Origin of the sequence: Oleiharenicola lentus, from assembly GCF_051660365.1 — a bacterium.
In the GTDB taxonomy this organism is placed as follows: Bacteria; Verrucomicrobiota; Verrucomicrobiia; order Opitutales; family Opitutaceae; genus Lacunisphaera; species Lacunisphaera lenta_A.
Genome location: NZ_JBOZXB010000001.1, coordinates 1,168,569 through 1,187,598, shown reverse-complemented (window position 1 = coordinate 1,187,598; position 19,030 = coordinate 1,168,569). Strand labels below are relative to the sequence as shown.

The 19,030-nt window shown below is 60.2% G+C and carries 19 protein-coding genes; 11 read left to right on the top strand and 8 right to left on the bottom strand.

All coding sequences use genetic code 11. The features are described 5' to 3' along the window. Window positions 1-46: 46 nt before the first annotated feature. The 4 genes from ACRRQW_RS04250 to ACRRQW_RS04235 form a co-directional block, all read right to left on the bottom strand. Window positions 47-1,492, bottom strand: coding sequence for a PepSY-associated TM helix domain-containing protein (locus tag ACRRQW_RS04250; protein WP_438480015.1), 1,446 nt, complete (start codon window positions 1,490-1,492; stop codon window positions 47-49). Then, entirely contained in the window at window positions 1,489-2,451 is a 963-nt protein-coding gene (locus ACRRQW_RS04245; RefSeq protein ID WP_438480014.1) for a hypothetical protein, read from the bottom strand. Before ACRRQW_RS04245 ends, ACRRQW_RS04250 begins: the two co-directional genes overlap by 4 nt. Before the next feature lie 13 nt (window positions 2,452-2,464). Beyond that, complete coding sequence (locus ACRRQW_RS04240; protein WP_438480013.1) at window positions 2,465-3,142, bottom strand: Fe2+-dependent dioxygenase; 678 nt, start codon at window positions 3,140-3,142, stop codon at window positions 2,465-2,467. Between the two features lie 122 nt (window positions 3,143-3,264). Next, entirely contained in the window at window positions 3,265-5,640 is a 2,376-nt protein-coding gene (locus ACRRQW_RS04235; protein WP_438480012.1) for a TonB-dependent receptor, read from the bottom strand. A gap of 415 nt (window positions 5,641-6,055) precedes the next feature. Here ACRRQW_RS04235 and aroB point away from each other — a divergent pair, with 415 nt between their 5' ends. The 11 genes from aroB to ACRRQW_RS04180 all read left to right on the top strand — a co-directional run bounded on the left by aroB (window position 6,056) and on the right by ACRRQW_RS04180 (window position 16,928). Further along, window positions 6,056-7,069 (top strand): 3-dehydroquinate synthase, encoded by a 1,014-nt coding sequence (aroB, locus tag ACRRQW_RS04230; RefSeq protein WP_438480011.1) that lies wholly within the window; start codon window positions 6,056-6,058, stop codon window positions 7,067-7,069. A gap of 43 nt (window positions 7,070-7,112) precedes the next feature. Next, entirely contained in the window at window positions 7,113-7,745 is a 633-nt protein-coding gene (locus tag ACRRQW_RS04225) for a hypothetical protein (RefSeq protein ID WP_438480010.1), read from the top strand. Between the two features lie 16 nt (window positions 7,746-7,761). After that, window positions 7,762-8,514: an acyl-ACP--UDP-N-acetylglucosamine O-acyltransferase gene (gene lpxA / locus ACRRQW_RS04220; protein WP_438480009.1), complete on the top strand. Its 753-nt coding sequence runs from the start codon at window positions 7,762-7,764 to the stop codon at window positions 8,512-8,514. Further along, window positions 8,501-9,427 carry a 4-hydroxythreonine-4-phosphate dehydrogenase PdxA gene (pdxA, locus tag ACRRQW_RS04215; RefSeq protein ID WP_438480008.1) on the top strand — a complete coding sequence of 309 codons (927 nt, stop codon included), beginning with the start codon at window positions 8,501-8,503 and terminating at the stop codon, window positions 9,425-9,427. The genes lpxA and pdxA overlap by 14 nt, the downstream gene beginning before the upstream one ends. A 19-nt stretch (window positions 9,428-9,446) precedes the next feature. Beyond that, window positions 9,447-11,318 carry a S8 family serine peptidase gene (locus ACRRQW_RS04210; protein ID WP_438480007.1) on the top strand — a complete coding sequence of 624 codons (1,872 nt, stop codon included), beginning with the start codon at window positions 9,447-9,449 and terminating at the stop codon, window positions 11,316-11,318. A 182-nt stretch (window positions 11,319-11,500) separates the two neighbouring features. Next, entirely contained in the window at window positions 11,501-11,905 is a 405-nt protein-coding gene (locus tag ACRRQW_RS04205) for a HesB/IscA family protein (RefSeq protein ID WP_438480006.1), read from the top strand. A 102-nt stretch (window positions 11,906-12,007) separates the two neighbouring features. Continuing rightward, window positions 12,008-12,682 (top strand): translation initiation factor IF-3, encoded by a 675-nt coding sequence (infC, locus tag ACRRQW_RS04200; protein ID WP_438480005.1) that lies wholly within the window; start codon window positions 12,008-12,010, stop codon window positions 12,680-12,682. Between the two features lie 12 nt (window positions 12,683-12,694). Next, on the top strand, window positions 12,695-13,798 hold the full coding sequence (locus ACRRQW_RS04195) for an N-acetylmuramoyl-L-alanine amidase family protein (RefSeq protein WP_438480004.1): 1,104 nt from the start codon (window positions 12,695-12,697) through the stop codon (window positions 13,796-13,798). Window positions 13,799-13,849: 51 nt separating this feature from the next. After that, the gene (locus ACRRQW_RS04190) at window positions 13,850-14,902 is read left to right on the top strand and encodes a hypothetical protein (protein ID WP_438480003.1); all 1,053 of its coding nucleotides are present in this window, start codon (window positions 13,850-13,852) and stop codon (window positions 14,900-14,902) included. Continuing rightward, window positions 14,902-15,273, top strand: a complete 372-nt coding sequence (gene crcB / locus ACRRQW_RS04185; RefSeq protein ID WP_438480002.1) for a fluoride efflux transporter CrcB — start codon at window positions 14,902-14,904, stop codon at window positions 15,271-15,273. Before ACRRQW_RS04190 ends, crcB begins: the two co-directional genes overlap by 1 nt. Further along, entirely contained in the window at window positions 15,270-16,928 is a 1,659-nt protein-coding gene (locus ACRRQW_RS04180) for a TIGR03790 family protein (protein ID WP_438480001.1), read from the top strand. The genes crcB and ACRRQW_RS04180 overlap by 4 nt, the downstream gene beginning before the upstream one ends. 250 nt (window positions 16,929-17,178) lie before the next feature. Here the strand turns inward: ACRRQW_RS04180 and ACRRQW_RS04175 are convergent, their stop codons facing one another. The 4 genes from ACRRQW_RS04175 to ACRRQW_RS04160 form a co-directional block, all read right to left on the bottom strand. Next, a complete protein-coding gene (locus ACRRQW_RS04175; protein WP_438480000.1) occupies window positions 17,179-17,823 on the bottom strand; it encodes a ClpP family protease in 645 nt (214 codons plus the stop codon). Between the two features lie 69 nt (window positions 17,824-17,892). Then, window positions 17,893-18,207 carry a hypothetical protein gene (locus ACRRQW_RS04170; protein ID WP_438479999.1) on the bottom strand — a complete coding sequence of 105 codons (315 nt, stop codon included), beginning with the start codon at window positions 18,205-18,207 and terminating at the stop codon, window positions 17,893-17,895. A gap of 2 nt (window positions 18,208-18,209) precedes the next feature. Next, window positions 18,210-18,596, bottom strand: coding sequence for a phage holin family protein (locus ACRRQW_RS04165; RefSeq protein ID WP_438479998.1), 387 nt, complete (start codon window positions 18,594-18,596; stop codon window positions 18,210-18,212). Between the two features lie 13 nt (window positions 18,597-18,609). Next, window positions 18,610-18,915 (bottom strand): DUF883 family protein, encoded by a 306-nt coding sequence (locus ACRRQW_RS04160; RefSeq protein ID WP_438479997.1) that lies wholly within the window; start codon window positions 18,913-18,915, stop codon window positions 18,610-18,612. Between the last annotated feature and the right edge of the window lie 115 nt (window positions 18,916-19,030).

The window sequence follows — 19,030 nt, the reverse complement described above, 5'->3', positions numbered from 1 at the left end:
GAGAGAAAATCATGCGATCGGCGGAGCGTGATTACGAAATCAGCGCTTAGTTCGCGGGAGCAGTGGAGGCGCTTTTCTTTTTGAAAAAGAAACGACGCCACGAGAGTGCGAAGCCGGTATAAACGAGAAAACATCCGCCGAGACACGCGAGGCCGGCGACGAGTTGACCGATCCATCCGAGCGCCTGGCCCGTGTGGAGAAAGCGCGTCCACGAGCGCACTTGGCGCGACGTCGTGAGATCCGCGTAGCCTTCGCGCTTCAGCACTTCGCCGTTGTAAGGATTCAGCGTGAGCGTGGTGGTCGCGGTGCGCGGGTAGGAATTTTTTTCGCGCACGGCCACGCTGACGGCAGTGGCGCCGGCGCCGCGGCCTTCGCCGCCGCGGGCGTTTTCGCCACGATTGCCTTCACCGCGAGCAGCGCCTTCCGCGCGTTGACCGCCTTCGCGACGCGGTGCACCTTCGCCACCGGCGCGGCGTTGTTCACCTTCGGGGCGTTGGCGCGAAGTTTCAGCGGAAGCCGTGGTCGCAGGAGCCGGTGCTGCATTGGCGGGAGTGGCGTTGCCTTGAGCAGGTGCGCCGCCTTGTGGACGTTGACCGCCGCCGGCACCACCGCGACCGGTGGGCGCGCCGAGACGGAACGCGATGCTCGACCACTCGGGAATTTCTTTTTGCACGCTGGCGAGCAACGCATCGTAGCTCGCCGGACGCGTGCCGGGTGCCGGACGCGGCACTTCGACCGCCGGCGCGGCGGCGAAACCACCTGGGCCGCCCTGGCCTGGCGCGGGCGCGACAGGAACTTGTTCGCCGGAAAGGCGCGTGATGAGATTGCCGCCCCAACGGAACGAAATCGGAATCGCGGTGAGGGTGAGCACGATGAGGATCGGCGCGCTCCAGAGGCCAATGACGTTGTGCCAGTTGAAATCGCGGGCTTTGCCGCTGAATTTGAAATTGAAGAGCGCGATCGCCTTCACGCTGCGCCACGACCACGAGCGCGGCCACCAGAGGTAAAGTCCGGAGACGGCGAGGAACGCGAACGCGATGTTGCAGATGCCGTTGATGAGTTTGCCGGTGGCGCGGTCGTCGCCTTTCATCGCGAGCACGCGGTGCCAGTCTTCCATGAGGTGGAGAAAATCGTGCGCCTTGTTCGGCGATTTGGGTTCGCGCAATTCGCCGGTGTAAGGATTCGCGTAAACCGCGCCGTCGCGGCCGAAGTTGAACGCAATCGCGGCTTCCGGATCGGGCAGCACCGTGATGCCGGACGGACGGGCGTCGGGTTTGAGTTCGCGCACTTTCTTCAGCAATTCGTCGAGCGAGATGCGCGGGGCATTTTCAGAGGGAACTTCGACGCGACGGACCTCGCGTTCGGTCCACGCGACGATTTCGCCTTCGAAGGCGATGGCCGCGCCGGTGAAGCACATGATGCCGATCGAAATACCAGCGATGAGACCGGCGACGAGGTGCGCCCAGAAAAAGATTTTGCGGAAGAGTTTCACGAGACGGAGGAGAGGTGTGGTGCGGAGAGAGACGGAATTTTTTCGCGGAGCGCTTTGAGGTCGCGTGCGGTTTGCAAATGGCGCTCGGAAGCGGCGTCTCCGACGGTGAGGAATTGCTCGGGCGAACGCGTCTGCAACGCGAGGTCGAGGTTCTCATTCACAATCGCGAGCACTTCGGGCGAAGGCGCGGCGGAGTCGATTTCCTCGGCGAGAAATTCGGCGAGGAAGTGCGGCTGGTTGACGCGGTAAAGTTGCGCGCCGAAGCGAAAGAGGCGCACGTGAATCGGCAGCAGCGCGGTTTCGCCTTTCGCGGCCCACTCGCGCGCGACGGCGAGGCCGTCGTCGACGAGATCGCTCGCGACGGAGGCGAGTTCGGCTTGCTCGGCGGCGGGCAATACGGGAACGAGCTGGCCGATCGCGTCGCAGGCGACGCGGCGCAGTTTCAAGGCGAGGTCAGCGTCAATGAGTTCGGTGCGTTCGTGGGGCCCCGCGAGTTGCAGCGCGCCTCGGGCATCGGCGAGCGCGGCACGGTGTTCGGAAAGATCCTGGAGGAGGCACGCACGGTTGAGCAACGTGCCGGCGAAGTTGCGGCGCACCCAGGGAGATGCCGGGAGTTGGGAGCTGGAAGTTGGGAGATCGGGAAGGGCGAGCAGCGGGTGAAGCACGTTGAGCGCTTCGTTGAAGGATTCGATCGCCGGCGCAATCTGCGCGTCGCTGCGCAAACGGTGGAGCAGCTGGCCGCGATTCATCCACGCGGCGCCGAGGCTGTTGGCGAGTTGCGGATTTTGCTGATACGGCAGCGCACGAAGGATCGCGATGGCTTGCTCGTAGGAACCGATGGCGGCCTGAATCGCGGCGGGCTCGCCGGTCAACTGTTGCGCGTGGCCCTGATTCATCAACGCGACCGCGAGTTTGGTGCGGGCGTCGAGGCTTTCGGGACTGGGGGATTCGGAAGACATGGCGCGCAGCGGCTTACATCTCGGCCCACTGGCGGAGGAGATTGTGATAGATGCCGGTGAGCGAAATCACCGAAGGATGCGTGGCGTTTTCCGTGCCGAAGCGTTGGATCGCGACGTCCATGTCGAAGAGCATGGCGCGTTTGCCGTCGTCGCGGATCATGGATTGCAGCCAGAAAAACGAGCAGAGGCGCGTGCCACGTGTGACCGGCGTGACTTGGTGCAGGCTCGTCGACGGATACAAAATCATGTGGCCCGCGGGAAGTTTCACGGACTTCGAGCCGTAGGTGTCCTCGACGATGAGCTCGCCGCCGTCGTATTCTTCCGGGCCGTAGAAAAATAGCGTGCAGGAAAGATCCGTGCGGATGCGCTGGCCGCTCGGGAGCGAGCGAATCGAACCGTCCACGTGCGTGCCGAACGTCTGCCCGCCGGAGTAGCGGTTGAACATCGGCGGCAAAATGTGCAACGGCAGCGCGGCCGACATAAACAGCGGATTCGTGCTGAGCGCTTTCACGATGATCTGGCCCAACTGACGCGCGACCGGGCTGTCGACCGGCAACTGCATGTTGTCTTTCACGCGCGCGCCTTGGTGGCCGGCCGTGGCCTTGCCGTCGACCCAGTCGGCGGATTCGAGGAGCTTGCGGCCTTCGGCGACTTGTTCGGGCGTGAGGACGTTGGGAATGGCGAGGAGCATGGATAAAAAATCTTTCTCTTGATCTTTCTCGTTCTCTTTCTCGCGCTCAAGGCTTTGGCAGCCGAAAGGAGAGAAAGATTAAGAGAACGAGGAAAGAGAAAGATTTTCGGCAGACGTGCGACTTAGAACTTATACTCGGCGGTGAGCAGGAAGGAGCGCGGTTCGCCGAGGTAGGTGCGGTTGGAGTTGTTGTTGATCGCGCGGGCGTAGAGTTCGTCGGAGATGTTGCTCACGTTCAGGCGGACGCTGAGGTTCTTGGTGACCTCGTAGGCGGCCATGGCGTTGAACACCCAGTGCTCAGGCAATTCCGCGAGGGAAGTGTTGGTGAGCGAAACGCGGGAGGAACCGGTGAATTGGGTGCCGCCACCGATGGTCAAGCCGAAGGGCAGGCGATACGTCGTCCAGAGGTTGCCGGAAAATTCCGGCGTAAAGGTGAGGTTGGAGCCGTCTTGTGTCGTGCTCGTGGAGTTGCGGTTTTCGCTGTCGAGGTAAGACCAGCCGCCGAAGAGCACCCAGTTCGCGGTGATGCGGCCGGAAGCACTGATTTCGACGCCTTGCACGATCTGGTCACCGTAGATGGTGGGAACGCCGGTGCCGGCGTCGGTGGCGACGGCGATATTGGTGCGCTCGGAGCGAAAGAACGCGAGGCCGGTGGTCAGCTTGCGCTGGAAGAGATCCCACTTGGTGCCGATTTCGTAGTTATACGATTCTTGCGGATCGGCATTCGGCGAGTTTTGGCCGGTGGTGCCAGGCGTGCCGTTGTTGCGGGAGCCGTTGTCGTTCGAGAGATTGTTCGTGCCCGGAGGTTGGGCCGCGACACCGAAGGAGGCGTAAACGCTCCCCGTCGGAGCCGGCTTGAAAACGAGACCGACTTTGCCGGTGAGCAACGTATCGGAAGCTTCGAACGGCGAGACGACGCCAGTGGCGACGGCGCGAACATCGTAGGTCGCTTTGTAGCGCTCGAGGCGAGCGCCGCCGGTGGCCTGCCATTTTTCGGTGAGCTTAATCGTGTCGAAGGCGTAGATCGCAGCGGTGTCGATGCGGATATCGTCAACAAACGCGTAAACCGGAGCGAAGCCGGTGATCGCGCGAGCGGGATTCGGATTATACGGGCTGGTGCCGGTAACGACGGTCGGGGTCGTGGGCACGCCGGCGGTGGTGACGTTCACGGTCTTCGTAATGTCGCCGGTGGTGCCGAGGCCGGTCCAATCGCGGAGGGTGTGGCCGTTTTCACGGATGAGTTCGAGGCCGCCGGCGAACGAGTGGTCGAATTTACCGGTGGTGAATTGCGACGCGACGTTGGTCTGGTTGACGATCGATTCGACTTCGCGCGCGAAGGCTTGGCGGCTCGTCGTCACGATTTCGACAATCTGGCCGCTGGTCATGTCCGGGCGCTGATCGAGACCGCCGGGGACGGTGTAGATGGCCTTGCGGTCATTGTTGCTGTAGCGCGTGACGTTGGTGGCGCGAATCGTGGGCGTGAAATCGTGTTCCACGCGGACGCTGGCGACGTCGAGCGTGACGTCATCGTAGTCGCTCAACAGGCCGTAGAAACGGCTGCGGTCAACTGTCTGCAGCGGGCGCGTGCTGGCGGAAGTGTCGGGCACGATACCGCCGAGCGCGCCGAATTCCGGGCGATCGTTTTGCTGGTCGTGTTGATAGGAGAGCGTGACGCGGGTCGGGGTGCCGAGGCCCGCGATGGCGGAGGTGGCGATGCCCAAGGTTTTCTTTTCCGCGTAGTCGCGACCGGCGACGCCGCTGTCCTGACCGAGGACGTTGATGCGAAACGCGCTGCCTTTGAGCAGGGAATCCGTGGAACGATTGACGTCGAGCGTGGCGCGCTGGCGGTCAATTGAAGCATACTCATCGAAACCGTAGCTGACGACGGCGCTGGCCATGTCTTGAGAGACAGGGGCTTTCGTGGAGAGATTGATGTAGCCGGCGGCGGTGCCGCGACCGTTGTCACCTGCGGGACCTTTGACGACTTCGACTTGCTCGAGGTTATAGACGTCGCGGCCGTAGTTACCGGAGTCGCGCACGCCGTCGATGAAGATGCTGCCCTGGGCGTCGAAACCGCGCATCACGATGCTGTTCGAACCGGCGACGTGGCCGCCTTCGCCAGCGAGGAACGTGATGCCCGGCGTGTTGCCGAGGACATCAGCGAGACTCGCGGCGCCTTGCTGGCCGAAGATTTCCTTCGGGATGACCGAGACGGTTTGCGGCGTGTCGACGAGCGGGGCGGTAAATTTTGGCGAGGAAACGGCGCGGCGTTGTTCTTCGACGCTCAGTTTCGGAAGTTCGAGCACCGGATCCTTGGGATCGACGGCGGCATCGTCCGCGGCGAAGCCGGTCGTCACCGCGAGCGATTGCGCGAGCGCGACCGTCATCAGCGGCCAGCCGGTGCGGAGGCTCAGGGAAGACGACGCGGGGACGGCGCTGGCTTCAGTGGTGGAGGAGCTGTGGGAACAGCGGGTGGGTGTTACACCGGTGGTTTGCATGTATAAAATAGGAAGTAGGTGCTGAAAATCAGCTCGCCGCCGGCCTGGAAAATCCGGGTGAATTTGAACCGTGTGAGCCAGGGAACATGACGGCGGCGAGCTAAGAGGTTTAAAAAGTGTGGAGGCTGAGGACGAAGCTCACGACGACGGCTACCGCGGCCAACGCGCCGATCACAAATCGGAGAACGCGCGAGCTGACGGGAGGGTGAGTGTGAACGAGCGGCATCGAACAGCGACTGAGTCTGAGACGCATTCTCACGTCAATGAATTCTTTGCGAATCAGTCTCAATTCAGTCTCAACAAGGGCATTGACCTTCGCAAGTGATTGGTTTTGAAAGCACCTATGTCACAGGGGCTGAATGTGGAATTGAGTAATAAATCTTACCCAATTCATTTTTTTCCAGAAACCGCAGCGGTGATTCGCAAGAACGTGGATGCCTTGGCGAAGGCCGGGAGGCTTTCTGTTGTGCTGACGGATGAAGGCGTGGCCGCGGCGCAACCGGCGTTTTTCGCAGCCGCGTTTGGTAACGCTCCGCGGCTGACTGTCGTGCGCGGCGAGAGAGCGAAATCAGTCGAAGTGTTCGGCCAGGTGCAGGAATTTCTGGCGCAAAACCGGATCACGCGGCAGGGCGTGCTTTGGGTGGTCGGCGGCGGCGTGGTGGGTGACTTGGGCGGGTTTACCGCCGCGAGTTATTTGCGCGGCATCGATTACGTGCAGGTGCCGACGACGCTGCTGGCGATGGTCGACAGTTCGGTGGGTGGAAAAACCGGGCTGAACCTTCCGAGCGGCAAGAATCTCGTGGGCGCGTTTTATCATCCGCAGGCCGTGCACATTTCCACGGACTTTCTCACTACATTGCCGCTGCGCGAATTTGCCGCAGGCATGGCGGAGGTGATCAAATACGGACTGCTCGGCGACGCAGCGTTGTTTGCCCAGTTGGAAAAAACGCCGCTCACGCCCGCGAGTCCCGAGTTGTCGGCGGTGATTCGTCGTTGCTGCCAGATGAAAGCCGACGTCGTGCGCGCGGATGAATTTGAGCGTGCGCCGGAAGGCGGCCGGGCGCTGCTCAATCTTGGGCACACGTTTGGCCACGCGATTGAACAAGTGACGAGCTACACCGCATACCTGCACGGCGAGGCCGTGGCGGTCGGGCTCGTGGGCGCGGCGCGATTGTCGCAGAAGCTCGGATTGATTTCCGTTAACGAAGTCGCGCGCATCGAAAAAACCCTCGCAGCGCACGCGTTGCCGATTCGCTTGCGCGAAACACTGCCGGTTACAGCGCTTCAGGCCGCCACCACGCGCGACAAAAAAAATCGCGCCGATGGCGTGCGCTTCGTCGTGATGAATGCCCTCGGGGTCGCCGCGACGCGTTCCGGCATCGATCCCGCGCTCGTCGAAAACGTCTGGCGCGAACTCGGCGCGACGTGAAATTTTAAGGTGCTATCGCCTCGCAACTGAATAAATTCACCCCATGTCCGCCATCGACGAAGGGATAGTCCGCGAGTATTTCGAACAAAACGGATTTCTGGTCCGGCAGGTTCGCAAATACCAAGTCCAGTCGCGCCGCAAAACGGGCGATGAGGAAGTCGATCTCGTGGTCTATAACCCGGCGTTTTCTGCCCGCAACGCGCGCAAGCCGGACTTCTTTCTTTTCGCGAGCGAACTCGCCAATGTCCACCGCGCCATCGTGGTCGTTAAGGGTTGGCATACCGGAAAATTCACGCCGACGATGCTGAAGAGCAGTCCGGAAATCTTCCGGTTTCTCGCGGACAGTGTGCTCAAGGAAGTCACGCGCTTTTTCCCGATCGACGCTGACGAACCCGGCAACGCGCCCGACGTCACGAAGATCCTCGTGCTCCCGAGTTTGCCGACCGCCGAGCCGTTCCGTTCGCAGAGCGTGGCGTTGCTCAAAGAGCGCGGCATCGACGGCATCATTTCGTTTCGCTCCATGCTCCTCGACATCATCGAGCGCGTGGAAATCAACAAGAGCTACGGCAAATCCGATACGTTGCAGGTGATCCGGATCTTGAAAAACTACGATCTCCTGAAAGACGCCCAACTCGACTTGATTGCCGAGCGCCACAGTGGCGGACGGCGGAAGTAAGCGTGATTTTAAATGCATGAGCATCCATCCGACGGCGATTGTTGAGGAAGGCGCGCAACTCGGCGCGGGTTGCGTGATTCAAGCGGGCGCGATTATCCGACGCTACAGCGTGCTAGGCGATGGCGTGGTCGTGCATCCTTACGCGGTGGTCGGCGGCGACCCGCAGTTTTTGAAATTTGATCCGGCGACCGTGAGCCATGTGCACGTCGGCGCGGGCACGGTGATTCGCGAACACGCGACGCTCAACCGCTCGATTCATGCCGGCAAAGCGACCACGATTGGCGCGCGGTGTTTTCTCATGGCGAACGCGCATGTCGGGCACGATTGCGTCGTCGCGGATGATGTCGTGTTGGCGAATAATGTCATGCTCGCGGGCCACGTCGAAGTGGGACCCTTCACTTTTGTCGGCGGGGGCGCGGCGATTCATCAATTTGTGCGCGTAGGTGAGGGCGTGATGATCGGCGGCCTGACGCGACTCACGCGTGACGTCGCGCCGTTCCTCATGGTCGCCGAGCGCGACGAAGTGCCAGGCTTCAATGTCGTGGGGTTGAAGCGCCGCGGTTTCAGTCGCGCCGCGATTCGCGAGCTCAAAGCGAGTTTTGCGCACGTGTTTGCCGGCGGCGATCCGCGCAAACGGGCGGCGGCGCGGGTTGCGGAAGGCGTGCAGTCCGCGGAAGCGCGGAAGTTTTTGGAATTTTTCGCCGGCGGCAAACGCGGGTTTGTGCGGCCGAATTTGAGCGTGGCGGATCCGGAAAATGATGTCGGGTAAACTCGCTTTTACCTGCGGCGATCCGGCGGGTGTCGGGCCGGAAATTATCGCGACGTGGCTCGCGCAACACCGCGACGCGGCGACTGAAGTGGCGGTGATCGGCCCGCAGCGCTGGCTCGATTCGCTCGACACAACCTCACAAAAAATCGCCGTGGGGCTGGAAGAATTTTCCGCGACTCCCGGCCAGCCCGATGCGGAAGGCGCGCTCGTTGCGTGGGCCGCGGTGGAGCGCGCGGCGGAAGGCTGCAATGCAGGCGAATTTTCGGGCGTCGTGACCGGCCCGATCAGTAAATCGGCGCTCGCGAAAATCGGTTATCAATTTCCCGGGCAGACGGAATTTTTCGCTGCGCGCTGGGGTGGGGAACCCGTGATGGCGTTTTGCGGCGGTAAGCTGCGCGTGGTGCTCGCGACGTGGCATGTGCCGCTGTGCGAAGTGCCACAGCTTTTGAGCGCGCAACTCCTGCGGCGTAGCGTGGTGGCCGCCGACATGCTCGCGAAAGCCGAAGGCGTCGCGCATCCGCGCATCGGCGTGTGCGGTTTGAATCCGCACGCGGGCGAGGGTGGCCTGCTGGGCAACGATGAGAAAAATTTCCTGAATCCCGCGCTGCAAAAAATCGCCGCCGATTTTCCCGGACTCACGCCGCGTTGCGAGCCCGGCGACACGTTGTTCGCGCGGCAACTGCGAGGCGAATTCGATGTCGTGGTGGCGCTGTATCACGATCAAGGCCTCGCGCCGCTCAAGGTGATCGACTTCGATGAAAGTGTGAACGTCACGCTCGGCCTGCCGTTTGTGCGCACGAGTCCGGATCACGGCACGGCGTTTGGCATCGCCGGCAAAGGTGTCGCGAGCGCCACCAGTTTCACCAACGCGGTGACGGTGGCGCGACGGCTGCTGGCTGCGCGTGCGCAGTAAATTCAAAACCATTTTCCCTATGAAAAACCTGATTCGTTTCTTTCTTACGGTATTGTTGGTCGGCGTGGTGAGCGCGGCGGACAAGCCGCGCATTACGTCGCAAGATCAGCTCCCGCGTTACAATTACACGCTCACCGGAAAAGTGACTGATGTCGTGACGAACGATGCCGCCTACGCGAAGCTCGCGCCGCAGGTGCGGGCTGATTTGGAAAAATTGCTCGCGGAGTTTGAAATCGCCGACCGCGCAACATTGCAGGGGATTTTGAGCATTTTGATGACGATGGATCTGCACGACGGAAAATACGACGCCGTGCTGGCGCGGATCGCGCAGATGCGCGGCCTCGAGGAAAAACCCGCCGCGAAACTCACGCTGGGTTTGCTGGCGGAGACTTATGCCGAGACGCGCAAGTCAGGCGATTTTTCCAGCGAAGAAACTTTCCGCGCCGCGTTTGCGAAAAATTACGCGGCCAAGATCAACTCGCTCCCGTGGGAAGTCGTGGCGGATAATATCAAATCCGCCAAAGCCGGCGCGGAGATCTCCTCGGCCGCGCTGACGCTCGGGAATATCGAAAGCCAATTTCAACCTGGCGTCGATAAAACCGGATCAGTGAGCGGTGACGTCGCGGCAGCGTTGGTGAGTTCGCGGACGAATCTGGTGAATTTTTTGCCGTTGAAGACCGAGCGTGTCGCGGTGTTGACGGCCTACGTGGCGAAGAATTTTAAGGAAAAAGAAGATCGTTGGACGCCGCGCCAGGTGGATCTCGCGAAGGTAAAATCGCTCACGCCGATCACGGTCGCGGTGTGGGATAGCGGCGTCGATGTGGCGGTGTTTCCGAAAGAGCTTTGGGTGAACTCGGCCGAGCAAGCGAACGGCAAGGACGACGATGCCAACGGCTACATCGACGACGTGAATGGTGTCGCGTTTTCGCTCAAGGGCGACCGCACGCCGGAGTTGCTGGTGCCGCTTGATGAGAAACAGCGGGCGGATTATCCGATGATGCGTAACTTCACGAAGGGTTACCTCGATTTGCAGGCGAGCCTCGACACGGTGGAAGCGGCGGATCTGAAAAAGTATCTCAGTGCGCTCAAACCCGAGCAGGTGAAACCGTTCATCGAGAATCTAAATTTCTTCGGCAATTTCACGCACGGCACGCACGTCGCCGGTATCACGGCGGCGGGGAATCCGGCGGTGCGCTTGATGCCGGTGCGCATCACGTTTGATTATCGCATGATTCCCGATGTGCCGACGCGCGAGCAGGCGGAGAAAGACGCGAAAGCGGCGAGCGATTCGATCGCGTATCTCAAGGCCAATGGCGCGCGCGTGGTAAACATGAGTTGGGGCGGCTCGCCGCGTGATGTGGAGGCGGCGTTCGAAGCCAACGGCGCCGGTGGCACACCGGAGGAACGCAAAAAGACTGCGCGCGAGTATTTTCAAATTTTCCGCGAGGCGATGACTGCGGCGATGAAAGCGGCGCCTGAAGTGCTGTTCGTGGCGGCGGCGGGCAACAGCGACAGCGATGCGCAATTCGATGAGACCGTGCCGTCAGGAATCGACCTGCCGAATATTCTCACGGTCGGTGCCGTGGATCAGGCGGGCGAGGAGACCTCGTTCTCTAGTTTCGGCGCAAACGTCGACGTGCATGCGAACGGTTTCGAGGTCGATAGTTTCCTGCCCGGTGGCGAACGCATGAAGTATTCCGGCACGTCGATGGCGTCGCCGAATGTCGCCAACCTCGCGGCCAAGTTGCTGGCGATCGAACCGACGTTGAAGGTCGAGCAAGTGATCGCGCTCATCAAGCTAGGGGCCGAGCGCAGCGCCGATGGCCGTATCAATCTCGTTAATCCGAAGCGCTCCGTGGCGCTGTTGGAAGCGTGGCAGAAATTGAAGTGAGTGGGGAAAATTCGTAGGTTGCCCGCTTGCGGGCAACGTAGCGTGCTTTGGAGGTGGGGCCATCAGCCCCGCGAGGCATGATCACCGTTTGCGCAATTCGCGGGGCTGATGGCCCCGCCTCCTGTTTAGACCCAAATCTCGCGGCACTTGCCAAATCGCCGCAGCAGACAATAACTAGCGCCATGTCCGCACCCGTTTCCGATTCCATCCCCGCACCGGCGTCTGCCACGGCGTTGCCGGAAGGCGTGCGCGAAGGGAACGAAAAACTCGTCGCCCTTACGACGGACGCGGGCGTAAAGGTGGCCAGTTTGATCGCTCGCGAGAAGCAGGGCGATTTGCTCCGCATCGCGATTACAGGCGGCGGCTGCAACGGGCTGAGTTACAAGATGAAGTTCGTGCCCGAGCCGCGTCGCGGCGATATCCTCGTGCGCACGGCGGGGGCGGCGGTGGTCGTCGACCCAAAAACCGCGCTTTATTTGAAGGGCACGCAGCTGGATTATTCGAACAAGATGGTCGGCGGTGGGTTTAAATTTTCGAATCCCAACGCCAAGGCCAGTTGCTCGTGCGGCGAAAGCTTCAGTGTGTAAACCGCGCCGGCTGGCCCGTATTTCGCTCTAAATAGGTGTTGTCATCACCCGTTTCAGAGGCGAAAACTCCTTCCGTCCGCTTCCAAGCAATCTCATTACTTAATGGCAATCCCTCCCTCCTCGTCCGGCACCCGTCCTCCGTTTAATAGTCGCGACCCGCGTCGCACGAATAACAACGATCCCTTTGCCGCCATCCGGCGCAACATGCGGATCAAATCGCCTCAGGTTCGCGTCATCAGCCCTGAAGGCCGTCAATTGGGAATCATGGACACGCCGAAGGCCATCGCCCTCGCGTTGCAGTTCAACTTGGACTTGGTCGAGGTGGCCGCCGCGGCGACGCCGCCGGTGTGCCGCATCATGGATTTCGGCAAATACGTTTACGAGGAACAGAAGAAGACCTCGCACGTGAAATCCACCGCGAGCAAGATCAAGGAAATCGAATTTACCGTCCGCATCGAGAAAGGCGACTTCATGACGAAGGTGCGCCACGCCGAGGAATTCCTCGATCACGGCAACAAGGTGAAAATGCGCCTCAAGTTTCGTGGTCGCGAAATGGCGCACACCGAAATGGGGTTTGAATTGATGAAGAAGGCGCTCGCCGAGTTGGAAGGCATGGGCCATCCCGACGCGCCGCCGAAGCTGACCGGCAAGCAGATCAACGTCATGTTGTCCGCGCTGCCCGCCAATAAACGTAAACCCAAATTCCTCGTCCGCGATACGACTCAACCGCGCCCACCGGCGCACGATGAGCCTGAATCTGAGTCGACTGAGGAATAAGCGGGGTCGTTAATGGTGCGTCGCTACGCACGCAGCTTGCTGCTCGTTCTCGCTGCCTGCGGAGTGGGATTTTCGTGGGGTCTTGCGCAAACGCCCGCGCGCTCCGCGCCGACGCGGCCTGCTGCAGCCGCGAAGCCCGCTAAAGTCACGCCGTTCGAGACCGTCAAAATCGGCGGCGAAGATTACGTCGACGTGCGCGACTTCGCGAAACGCTTCGGCCTCAAGGCGGCGTGGGAAACGAAAAACACCAGCGTGACGCTCAGCGACGCGCGCGGCGTGCGTTTTGATTTCGAAAAAGATCAGCGCGATTATTTTACGGATGGCATTCGCGTGTTTCTCGGCGACGCCGTGCGACTCTACAAGGAGTCGCTGTGGATCAGCCGCACGGATATTTTTAAAATCATCGGTCCGTTGTTGGTGCCGAGCGATTACCTTGAAGCGTTTCCCGCCGGTGCGCCGAAAGTCATCGTGCTGGATCCCGGGCACGGCGGCATCGATCCCGGCACGCAGAACGTGAAACTAAAGCTCAACGAAAAGAGCATGGCCCTCGACGTGGTGGCGCGCTTGAAAAAGTCACTCGAACTGCGCGGGTGGAAAGTAATTCTCGCGCGTTCGACGGACAAGGAACTCTCTCGCAACAAGGTCAAAGACCTCCTGATGCGCACCGACATCGCGAACAAAGCCAAGGCGGATATTTTTCTGAGCATCCATTTCAACGCTGCGCCGGATGCGATCGCGGGCGTCGAAACCTACAGCATGACGCCGCAAGGCATGCGCTCCACGGGAGATTATTCCACGGGCGATCCGATGAGCAAAACGGTGTTTCCGAACAATCGCTTCGACGTGCCGAATCTGGTGCTGGGCGGACACATTCACCGCGCGTTGGTCGGCGAACTCAAGACGCCGGACCGTGGTTTCAAGCGCGGGCGCTGGGGCGTGCTGCGCATGCTGGAATGCCCGGGCGTGCTGATCGAGTGCGGTTATCTTTCGAACGACGCCGAAGCGCGGCGCATCGGCACCTCCGAATGGCGTCAACGCATCGCCGAGGGCATCGCGGATGGCGTGCAAGCTTACGCTGGCACCATCGCCGTCATGCGCGCGAACGAGGCAAAATAAAACGCATTTCTGCGCTTCGCTCGCCTGCCTAAAACTGTTAACGGTGGCGGCATGAATCTGCGTAATTTTTCGGGCCGCATGTGGATCGGGGTGATTTGTGTGAGCGCGACGGTGGCGGCGCACGCGTGGGACTACGAAGGACACCGCATGGTGCATCAGCTGGCGCTCAAGGCGTTGCCGGCGGATTTTCCGGCCTTTGTGCACGAGCCGGCCAATGCCGAGCGCGTGGCGTTTCTTGCGGGCGAACCGGATCGCTGGCGCAATGTGAACGATGGCCCGTTAAAGCAGTCCGGCGGAAGCTGGAGCGATCACTTTTGCGACGTGGAGTATTTGTCGTTTGCCGGCATCGATCCCGAGAAGGTCACGTCGTTTCGCTATGATTTCATCGTGCAATTTTCGGCCGGTCGCGCGGCCAATGAGAAAAAATTTCCCGTAATTGATCCGGCAAAAAACCTCGACCACACGGCGGAGTGGCCGGGCTTCGCACCGTGGGCGATTACCGAGTATTATGGGAAACTGAAATCCGGTTTCGCTTATCTGAAAACCTTCGAAGAACTCGGCACGCCCGAGGAAATCGCGAACGCCAAGGCTAACGTCCTCTACATCATGGGCATCATCGGTCACTATGTGGGCGACCTCGCGCAACCGCTACACACCACCTATCACCACAACGGTTGGGTGGGCGATAATCCCCACGGCTACACCACGTGGAACCGATTCCATAGCTGGATCGATGGCGGATTTGTCGCGGCAGCGGGAATCAATTTGGACCTGCTGTCGCCGCACGTAAAACCGGCGCGGGCGATCGCGCTGAAAACGCAGCCGGATGCGCGCGACCCGATGTTTGTGTCGGTGATGAGCTACCTCATTGAGCAAAACAAATTCGTCGAGCCGCTCTACGCACTCGATAAAAAAGGCGCGCTGCGCGCTGAAGTGGCGAAGACGAGCGTGGAAGGGCAGGAATTCATGAAGGCCCGACTGCTTGCGGGCAGCGACATGCTGGCCAATGTGTGGCTCACGGCATGGAAAAATGCCGGGCCGGATACTTACCTGCGCACGCAGTTGCTCAAACGGCAGGCCGCCGCGTTGGAGCAAAAGCCGTAATGAACCAGGTTGCGGCGCTCGGTTTGGTGGCGCTCGGCGGTGCGGCGGGATCCGTTTTCCGCGCGCTGGTGGGCATGGCTCTGGTCACGCGTTTTCCATGGGCGACTTTGCTGATCAACGTCGTGGGCTCGCTGCTGATCGGCTATTTGATGGCGCGGCTCGGCCCGTTGGAGAGCGTGACGGCGGCGTCGCTCCGCAGCGTGTTGGTCGTGGGCTTTTGCGGAGGGTTCACGACATTTTCGGCGTTCAGCTGGCAGACGCTTGAACAGATGCTGCGCGGGGAGTGGGGCGCGGCGGTGGCTAACGTCCTGTTGTCGGTGGTGATCTGTTTATTCGCCGTGTGGGCGGGTTATCGACTGGGCCACGCATGAAACGATTTATCTTCGCGCTGATTTTGATGCTGAGTGCCGGGCGCGTGCTGGCGGGCGACAATCTCGCCGCGCGGGTGGTGATTCTCGCGAATTCGCGTCTGCCGGAGTCGATGCGGCTCGCGGAGTTTTATGCAGACAAGCGCCAGGTGCCGCGCGCCAACATCATCGCGCTGCCGATGCCGGAGGGGGAAAGCATTACGTGGCGCGAGTTTATCGACCAAATTTACCAGCCAGCGCAGGATGAATTGCACGCGCGTGGCTGGTTGAGCGGCACGTCGTCCACGTTGCTCGATGCCTTTGGGCGAAAGCGGTATGGTTTTACAGCCAATAAAATTTCCTACCTCGTGGTGTGCCGCGGGGTGCCGCTGCGGATTTTTAACGACCCAGTGATGCTCGATGAAAAGCGTCGGGCGACGACTGCAGCTCATTTCTACACGAACGAAGCTTCCGTGGACGGGGAACTGAGTCTGCTCGCGCGGAGCAATTACGACACGCTCGCGATGGTGCAAAATCCGCTGCTGGCGAACGACACTCCCTCGATCTTCGATTTAGAAGCTGTCGTGAAGGTATCGCGGTTGGACGGCCCGACTCAGGAAAGCGCGCGTAATCTCGTGACGTCCGCCATCGAGGCCGAAAATATCGGACTCATTGGCCGCTATTACGTCGATATCGGCGGCCCACATGCGCACGGCGACAAGTGGCTCGAGCAAACGGCAGATGTGCTGGGCGCGCTCGGCTATGATGGGGTCGTGGACAAAGCAGGTGGCACTTTTCCACTAGAGGCGCGGTTTGATGCGCCGGCGTTGTATTTCGGATGGTATGTCGGTGGCGTGAACGGACCTTTCTTGTCGCCGGAATTGCGGTTTCCGCCCGGCGCGATCGCGTTGCACATTCACAGCTTCTCGGCGGTAACGGTGCGTTCTGATTCGGCGGCGTGGGTCGGCCCGCTTGTCGCGCGTGGCGTGGCGGCCACGGTGGGCAATGTCTTTGAGCCTTATCTCGAACTAACACACCGGCCGAACCTTTTGATCAAAGCGCTGGCGGAGGGAAAAAATTGGGGCGATGCGCTCTATTATTCGTTGCCGGCGTTGAGTTGGAAATGTGTCGCGATCGGCGATCCGCTTTACCAGCCGTTCAAGGTCTCGCTCGAGCAGCAGGAGAAAAACCAGGCCAAGCTGCCGCATTACTTAAGTCCATACGTGACGATTCGCCGGGCAAACTTGCTCATAAAACAAGATCGCCTGAGCGAAGCGATCGCCCTGCTGAAAGCTGAGGTGAAGAAGCATCCGGATTTCGTGCTCAACCTCGCGCTCGCCAAAGCGCTGATCGCTTTTGGCCAACCGAAGGAAGCGGTGGATACGCTCGCATTTGTGTCGTTCATGCCGTCGATTCGCCCGGTCGAATGGCCGTTGATGCGAGAAGTCGCCGCATTGCTCGCCGCGAATGACGCGCGCCCGGTGGCGTTAAAAATCTACGTGATGCTGGCGAACGCGAAACCGCCGTCAGTCGAGGCCTTGAAAGACTTGCTCATCGAGGCCCGCAAAGTGGCAGATGCCGCGCGGGACATGAAACTCTCTTTGGAATTCGCGCGCGAGTTGAACGAACTCAGTCAACCGCCGCCGGCACCCGCGACGCCGACTCCCGGATCGCCTTAATCAACGCGCTGCGCTTCTCTGGATGGAGGCGGGGCCATTTGCCCCGCGTTCGTATCCAAGACGTAGGTGGCCCGCTCGCGGGCCACGTTGCGCGCGAGCGCGCAACCTACAACACAGGACCAAATCGCGGGGCGAATGGCCCCGCCTCCGATAGAGAGACGTTGCGGGTTGCTGGGCGCTAGCCCGGAAGCGGACATAAAAAAAGCGGGTAGAGCCCGCTTTTGGTAGAAGAGGAGTTATCGCGAAGTCTTTACAGCTTATCGACGATCTTATCGGCGAGGCCGTAGGCGATGGCTTCTTCCGCATTGAGGTAGAAGTCGCGATCGGAATCGCGGTTCACTTTTTCAAACGGCTGGCCGGAGGCATTCGCGAGGATGGAGTTCAACTCGTGGCGGAGTTTTTCCATTTCTTTGGCCTGAATGTTGATGTCTGACGCCGGGCCGACCATGCGACCACTGATGAGCGGCTGGTGGATCAACACGCGCGCGTGCGGGTAAAGATAACGGCGGCCTTTCGTGCCTGCGCTGAGCAAAATCGAACCCATCGATGCGGCCATGCCAGTGACGACGACCGTGACGGGCGACGAAATCAATTTGATGGTATCGAATACCGCCATGCCGGCCGTGATCGAGCCGCCCGGAGAATTGATGTAAAACGTGATGTCTTTGCCGGGAGCGACACCTTCGAGATAAAGCAGTTTCTCGGTGAGATCCTTGGCGGACTCATCGGTGACGGCGCCCCAGAGAAAGATTTTACGCTGCTCGAGAAATTTCTTTTGAATCATCGCGCCGACGGGGGCGGGCGTGTTCTTGATGGTCTTTTCGTCTTCATCTTCGTCGTCGAGGCGCGGGACGATCGGGTTGCGGAAATCCTGGTGCAAATTGGAGAGCGGCATAGCAGGCGAACAGTTGCCAGAATGCTTTTTTTGTAAACTGAAAACCCGGCGCGAGGCCGGGCCGGAGGGTCAGCGATCGTTGGATGACGGCTTGCTCATGAACGTCTTGGCGACGTTAAAAACGAGCGGTCCCCAGCGCAGAAGCGTGCCGAGTTTGCCCATGCGTTTCGTAATCATGCGCACTGCGATCATCCCGATCGGCCCGGCGATGAAACTGCTTGCGCCGGAAAAATTCTTGAGCTGGCCATGCGCGTGATTGAGCCATTGGAGCGGCTGGGCCACGCGCTCGGCATTGGCCACCACGCTGGCGCGATGCCTTGCAATGCGCCGCATCGCGATAGCTCGCTCATAGGCGAGTGATTTTAATTCTCCAGTGGGATACATTTTCAGTTTTCCGGCTGAAGCGCTGCACGATCTTCGTCCAAGGCCTGCAACGTCGAAGAAAACGGACGTGGCTGGCGGGCGAGGTATTTTTTAAACGTGATAATGATTACGCCGAGCGCGATGAGATAGAATCCAGCCAGCCCGCCCAGAACGGCGAGGCGCGCGGTATCCCAAAACATGTAGACGAGGAATAAGCTTACAAAGACGACAGCGAGCACGGCGGTAAAAACAGCGGCGCTGATCCAAATGAAAATTTGGATAAAGCGGTATTTCTCCTCCTGAAGCTCGATGGTGAGAAGCTCGGCACGCTCTTGAAGCATGCCGAGCAATCCATCACCGAGTTTTCTCAGCGAATCGAGGAAGCCTGGTGGGTGTGGGCGGCTTTCCACGGTGTTAAATCACTTAGCTGCGGTTGCTCTTGATCAGAGCGCCGATCAACACGCCGACGCCGAGGGCGATGGCGAGCGACTCATAAGGATGCGAGCGGATGGTCTTGTCAGCCGTCTTGGCGCTGCTGACAACCTTGTCGCGGGCGATGTCGTAATACTCGCTGAGCTTTTCTTGAGCGAGTTCGATGCGGGAATGAATGTCCTCGGCTTTCGCGGAGGCGCCTTCGGAAGCGTCACCAACGAGTTTTTCGGCTTCCGAGAGGAGGTCGCGGAGATTGCCAACGAGTTTTTCAGGAGACTGAGCGGTGCGGCTTTTCATTTGGATTGGATTTTTGGGTTTGTGGGTGAAGACATTTGCGCGGCGTTTGCCGCGCGATGTCAGATTGAGCGAACTAAAGTGTTCACAGTCGTAGCGACAGGAGCGGGTGTGTGAG

Coding starts and splice junctions, on each gene's coding strand:
- ACRRQW_RS04245 (WP_438480014.1), bottom strand. CDS start 2,451: ATGTCTTCCGAATCCCCCAGTCCCGAAAGCCTCGACGCCCGCACCAAA.
- ACRRQW_RS04240 (WP_438480013.1), bottom strand. CDS start 3,142: ATGCTCCTCGCCATTCCCAACGTCCTCACGCCCGAACAAGTCGCCGAA.
- ACRRQW_RS04235 (WP_438480012.1), bottom strand. CDS start 5,640: ATGCAAACCACCGGTGTAACACCCACCCGCTGTTCCCACAGCTCCTCC.
- ACRRQW_RS04225 (WP_438480010.1), top strand. CDS start 7,113: ATGTCCGCCATCGACGAAGGGATAGTCCGCGAGTATTTCGAACAAAAC.
- lpxA (WP_438480009.1), top strand. CDS start 7,762: ATGAGCATCCATCCGACGGCGATTGTTGAGGAAGGCGCGCAACTCGGC.
- pdxA (WP_438480008.1), top strand. CDS start 8,501: ATGATGTCGGGTAAACTCGCTTTTACCTGCGGCGATCCGGCGGGTGTC.
- ACRRQW_RS04210 (WP_438480007.1), top strand. CDS start 9,447: ATGAAAAACCTGATTCGTTTCTTTCTTACGGTATTGTTGGTCGGCGTG.
- ACRRQW_RS04205 (WP_438480006.1), top strand. CDS start 11,501: ATGTCCGCACCCGTTTCCGATTCCATCCCCGCACCGGCGTCTGCCACG.
- infC (WP_438480005.1), top strand. CDS start 12,008: ATGGCAATCCCTCCCTCCTCGTCCGGCACCCGTCCTCCGTTTAATAGT.
- ACRRQW_RS04195 (WP_438480004.1), top strand. CDS start 12,695: ATGGTGCGTCGCTACGCACGCAGCTTGCTGCTCGTTCTCGCTGCCTGC.
- ACRRQW_RS04190 (WP_438480003.1), top strand. CDS start 13,850: ATGAATCTGCGTAATTTTTCGGGCCGCATGTGGATCGGGGTGATTTGT.
- crcB (WP_438480002.1), top strand. CDS start 14,902: ATGAACCAGGTTGCGGCGCTCGGTTTGGTGGCGCTCGGCGGTGCGGCG.
- ACRRQW_RS04180 (WP_438480001.1), top strand. CDS start 15,270: ATGAAACGATTTATCTTCGCGCTGATTTTGATGCTGAGTGCCGGGCGC.
- ACRRQW_RS04175 (WP_438480000.1), bottom strand. CDS start 17,823: ATGCCGCTCTCCAATTTGCACCAGGATTTCCGCAACCCGATCGTCCCG.
- ACRRQW_RS04170 (WP_438479999.1), bottom strand. CDS start 18,207: ATGTATCCCACTGGAGAATTAAAATCACTCGCCTATGAGCGAGCTATC.
- ACRRQW_RS04160 (WP_438479997.1), bottom strand. CDS start 18,915: ATGAAAAGCCGCACCGCTCAGTCTCCTGAAAAACTCGTTGGCAATCTC.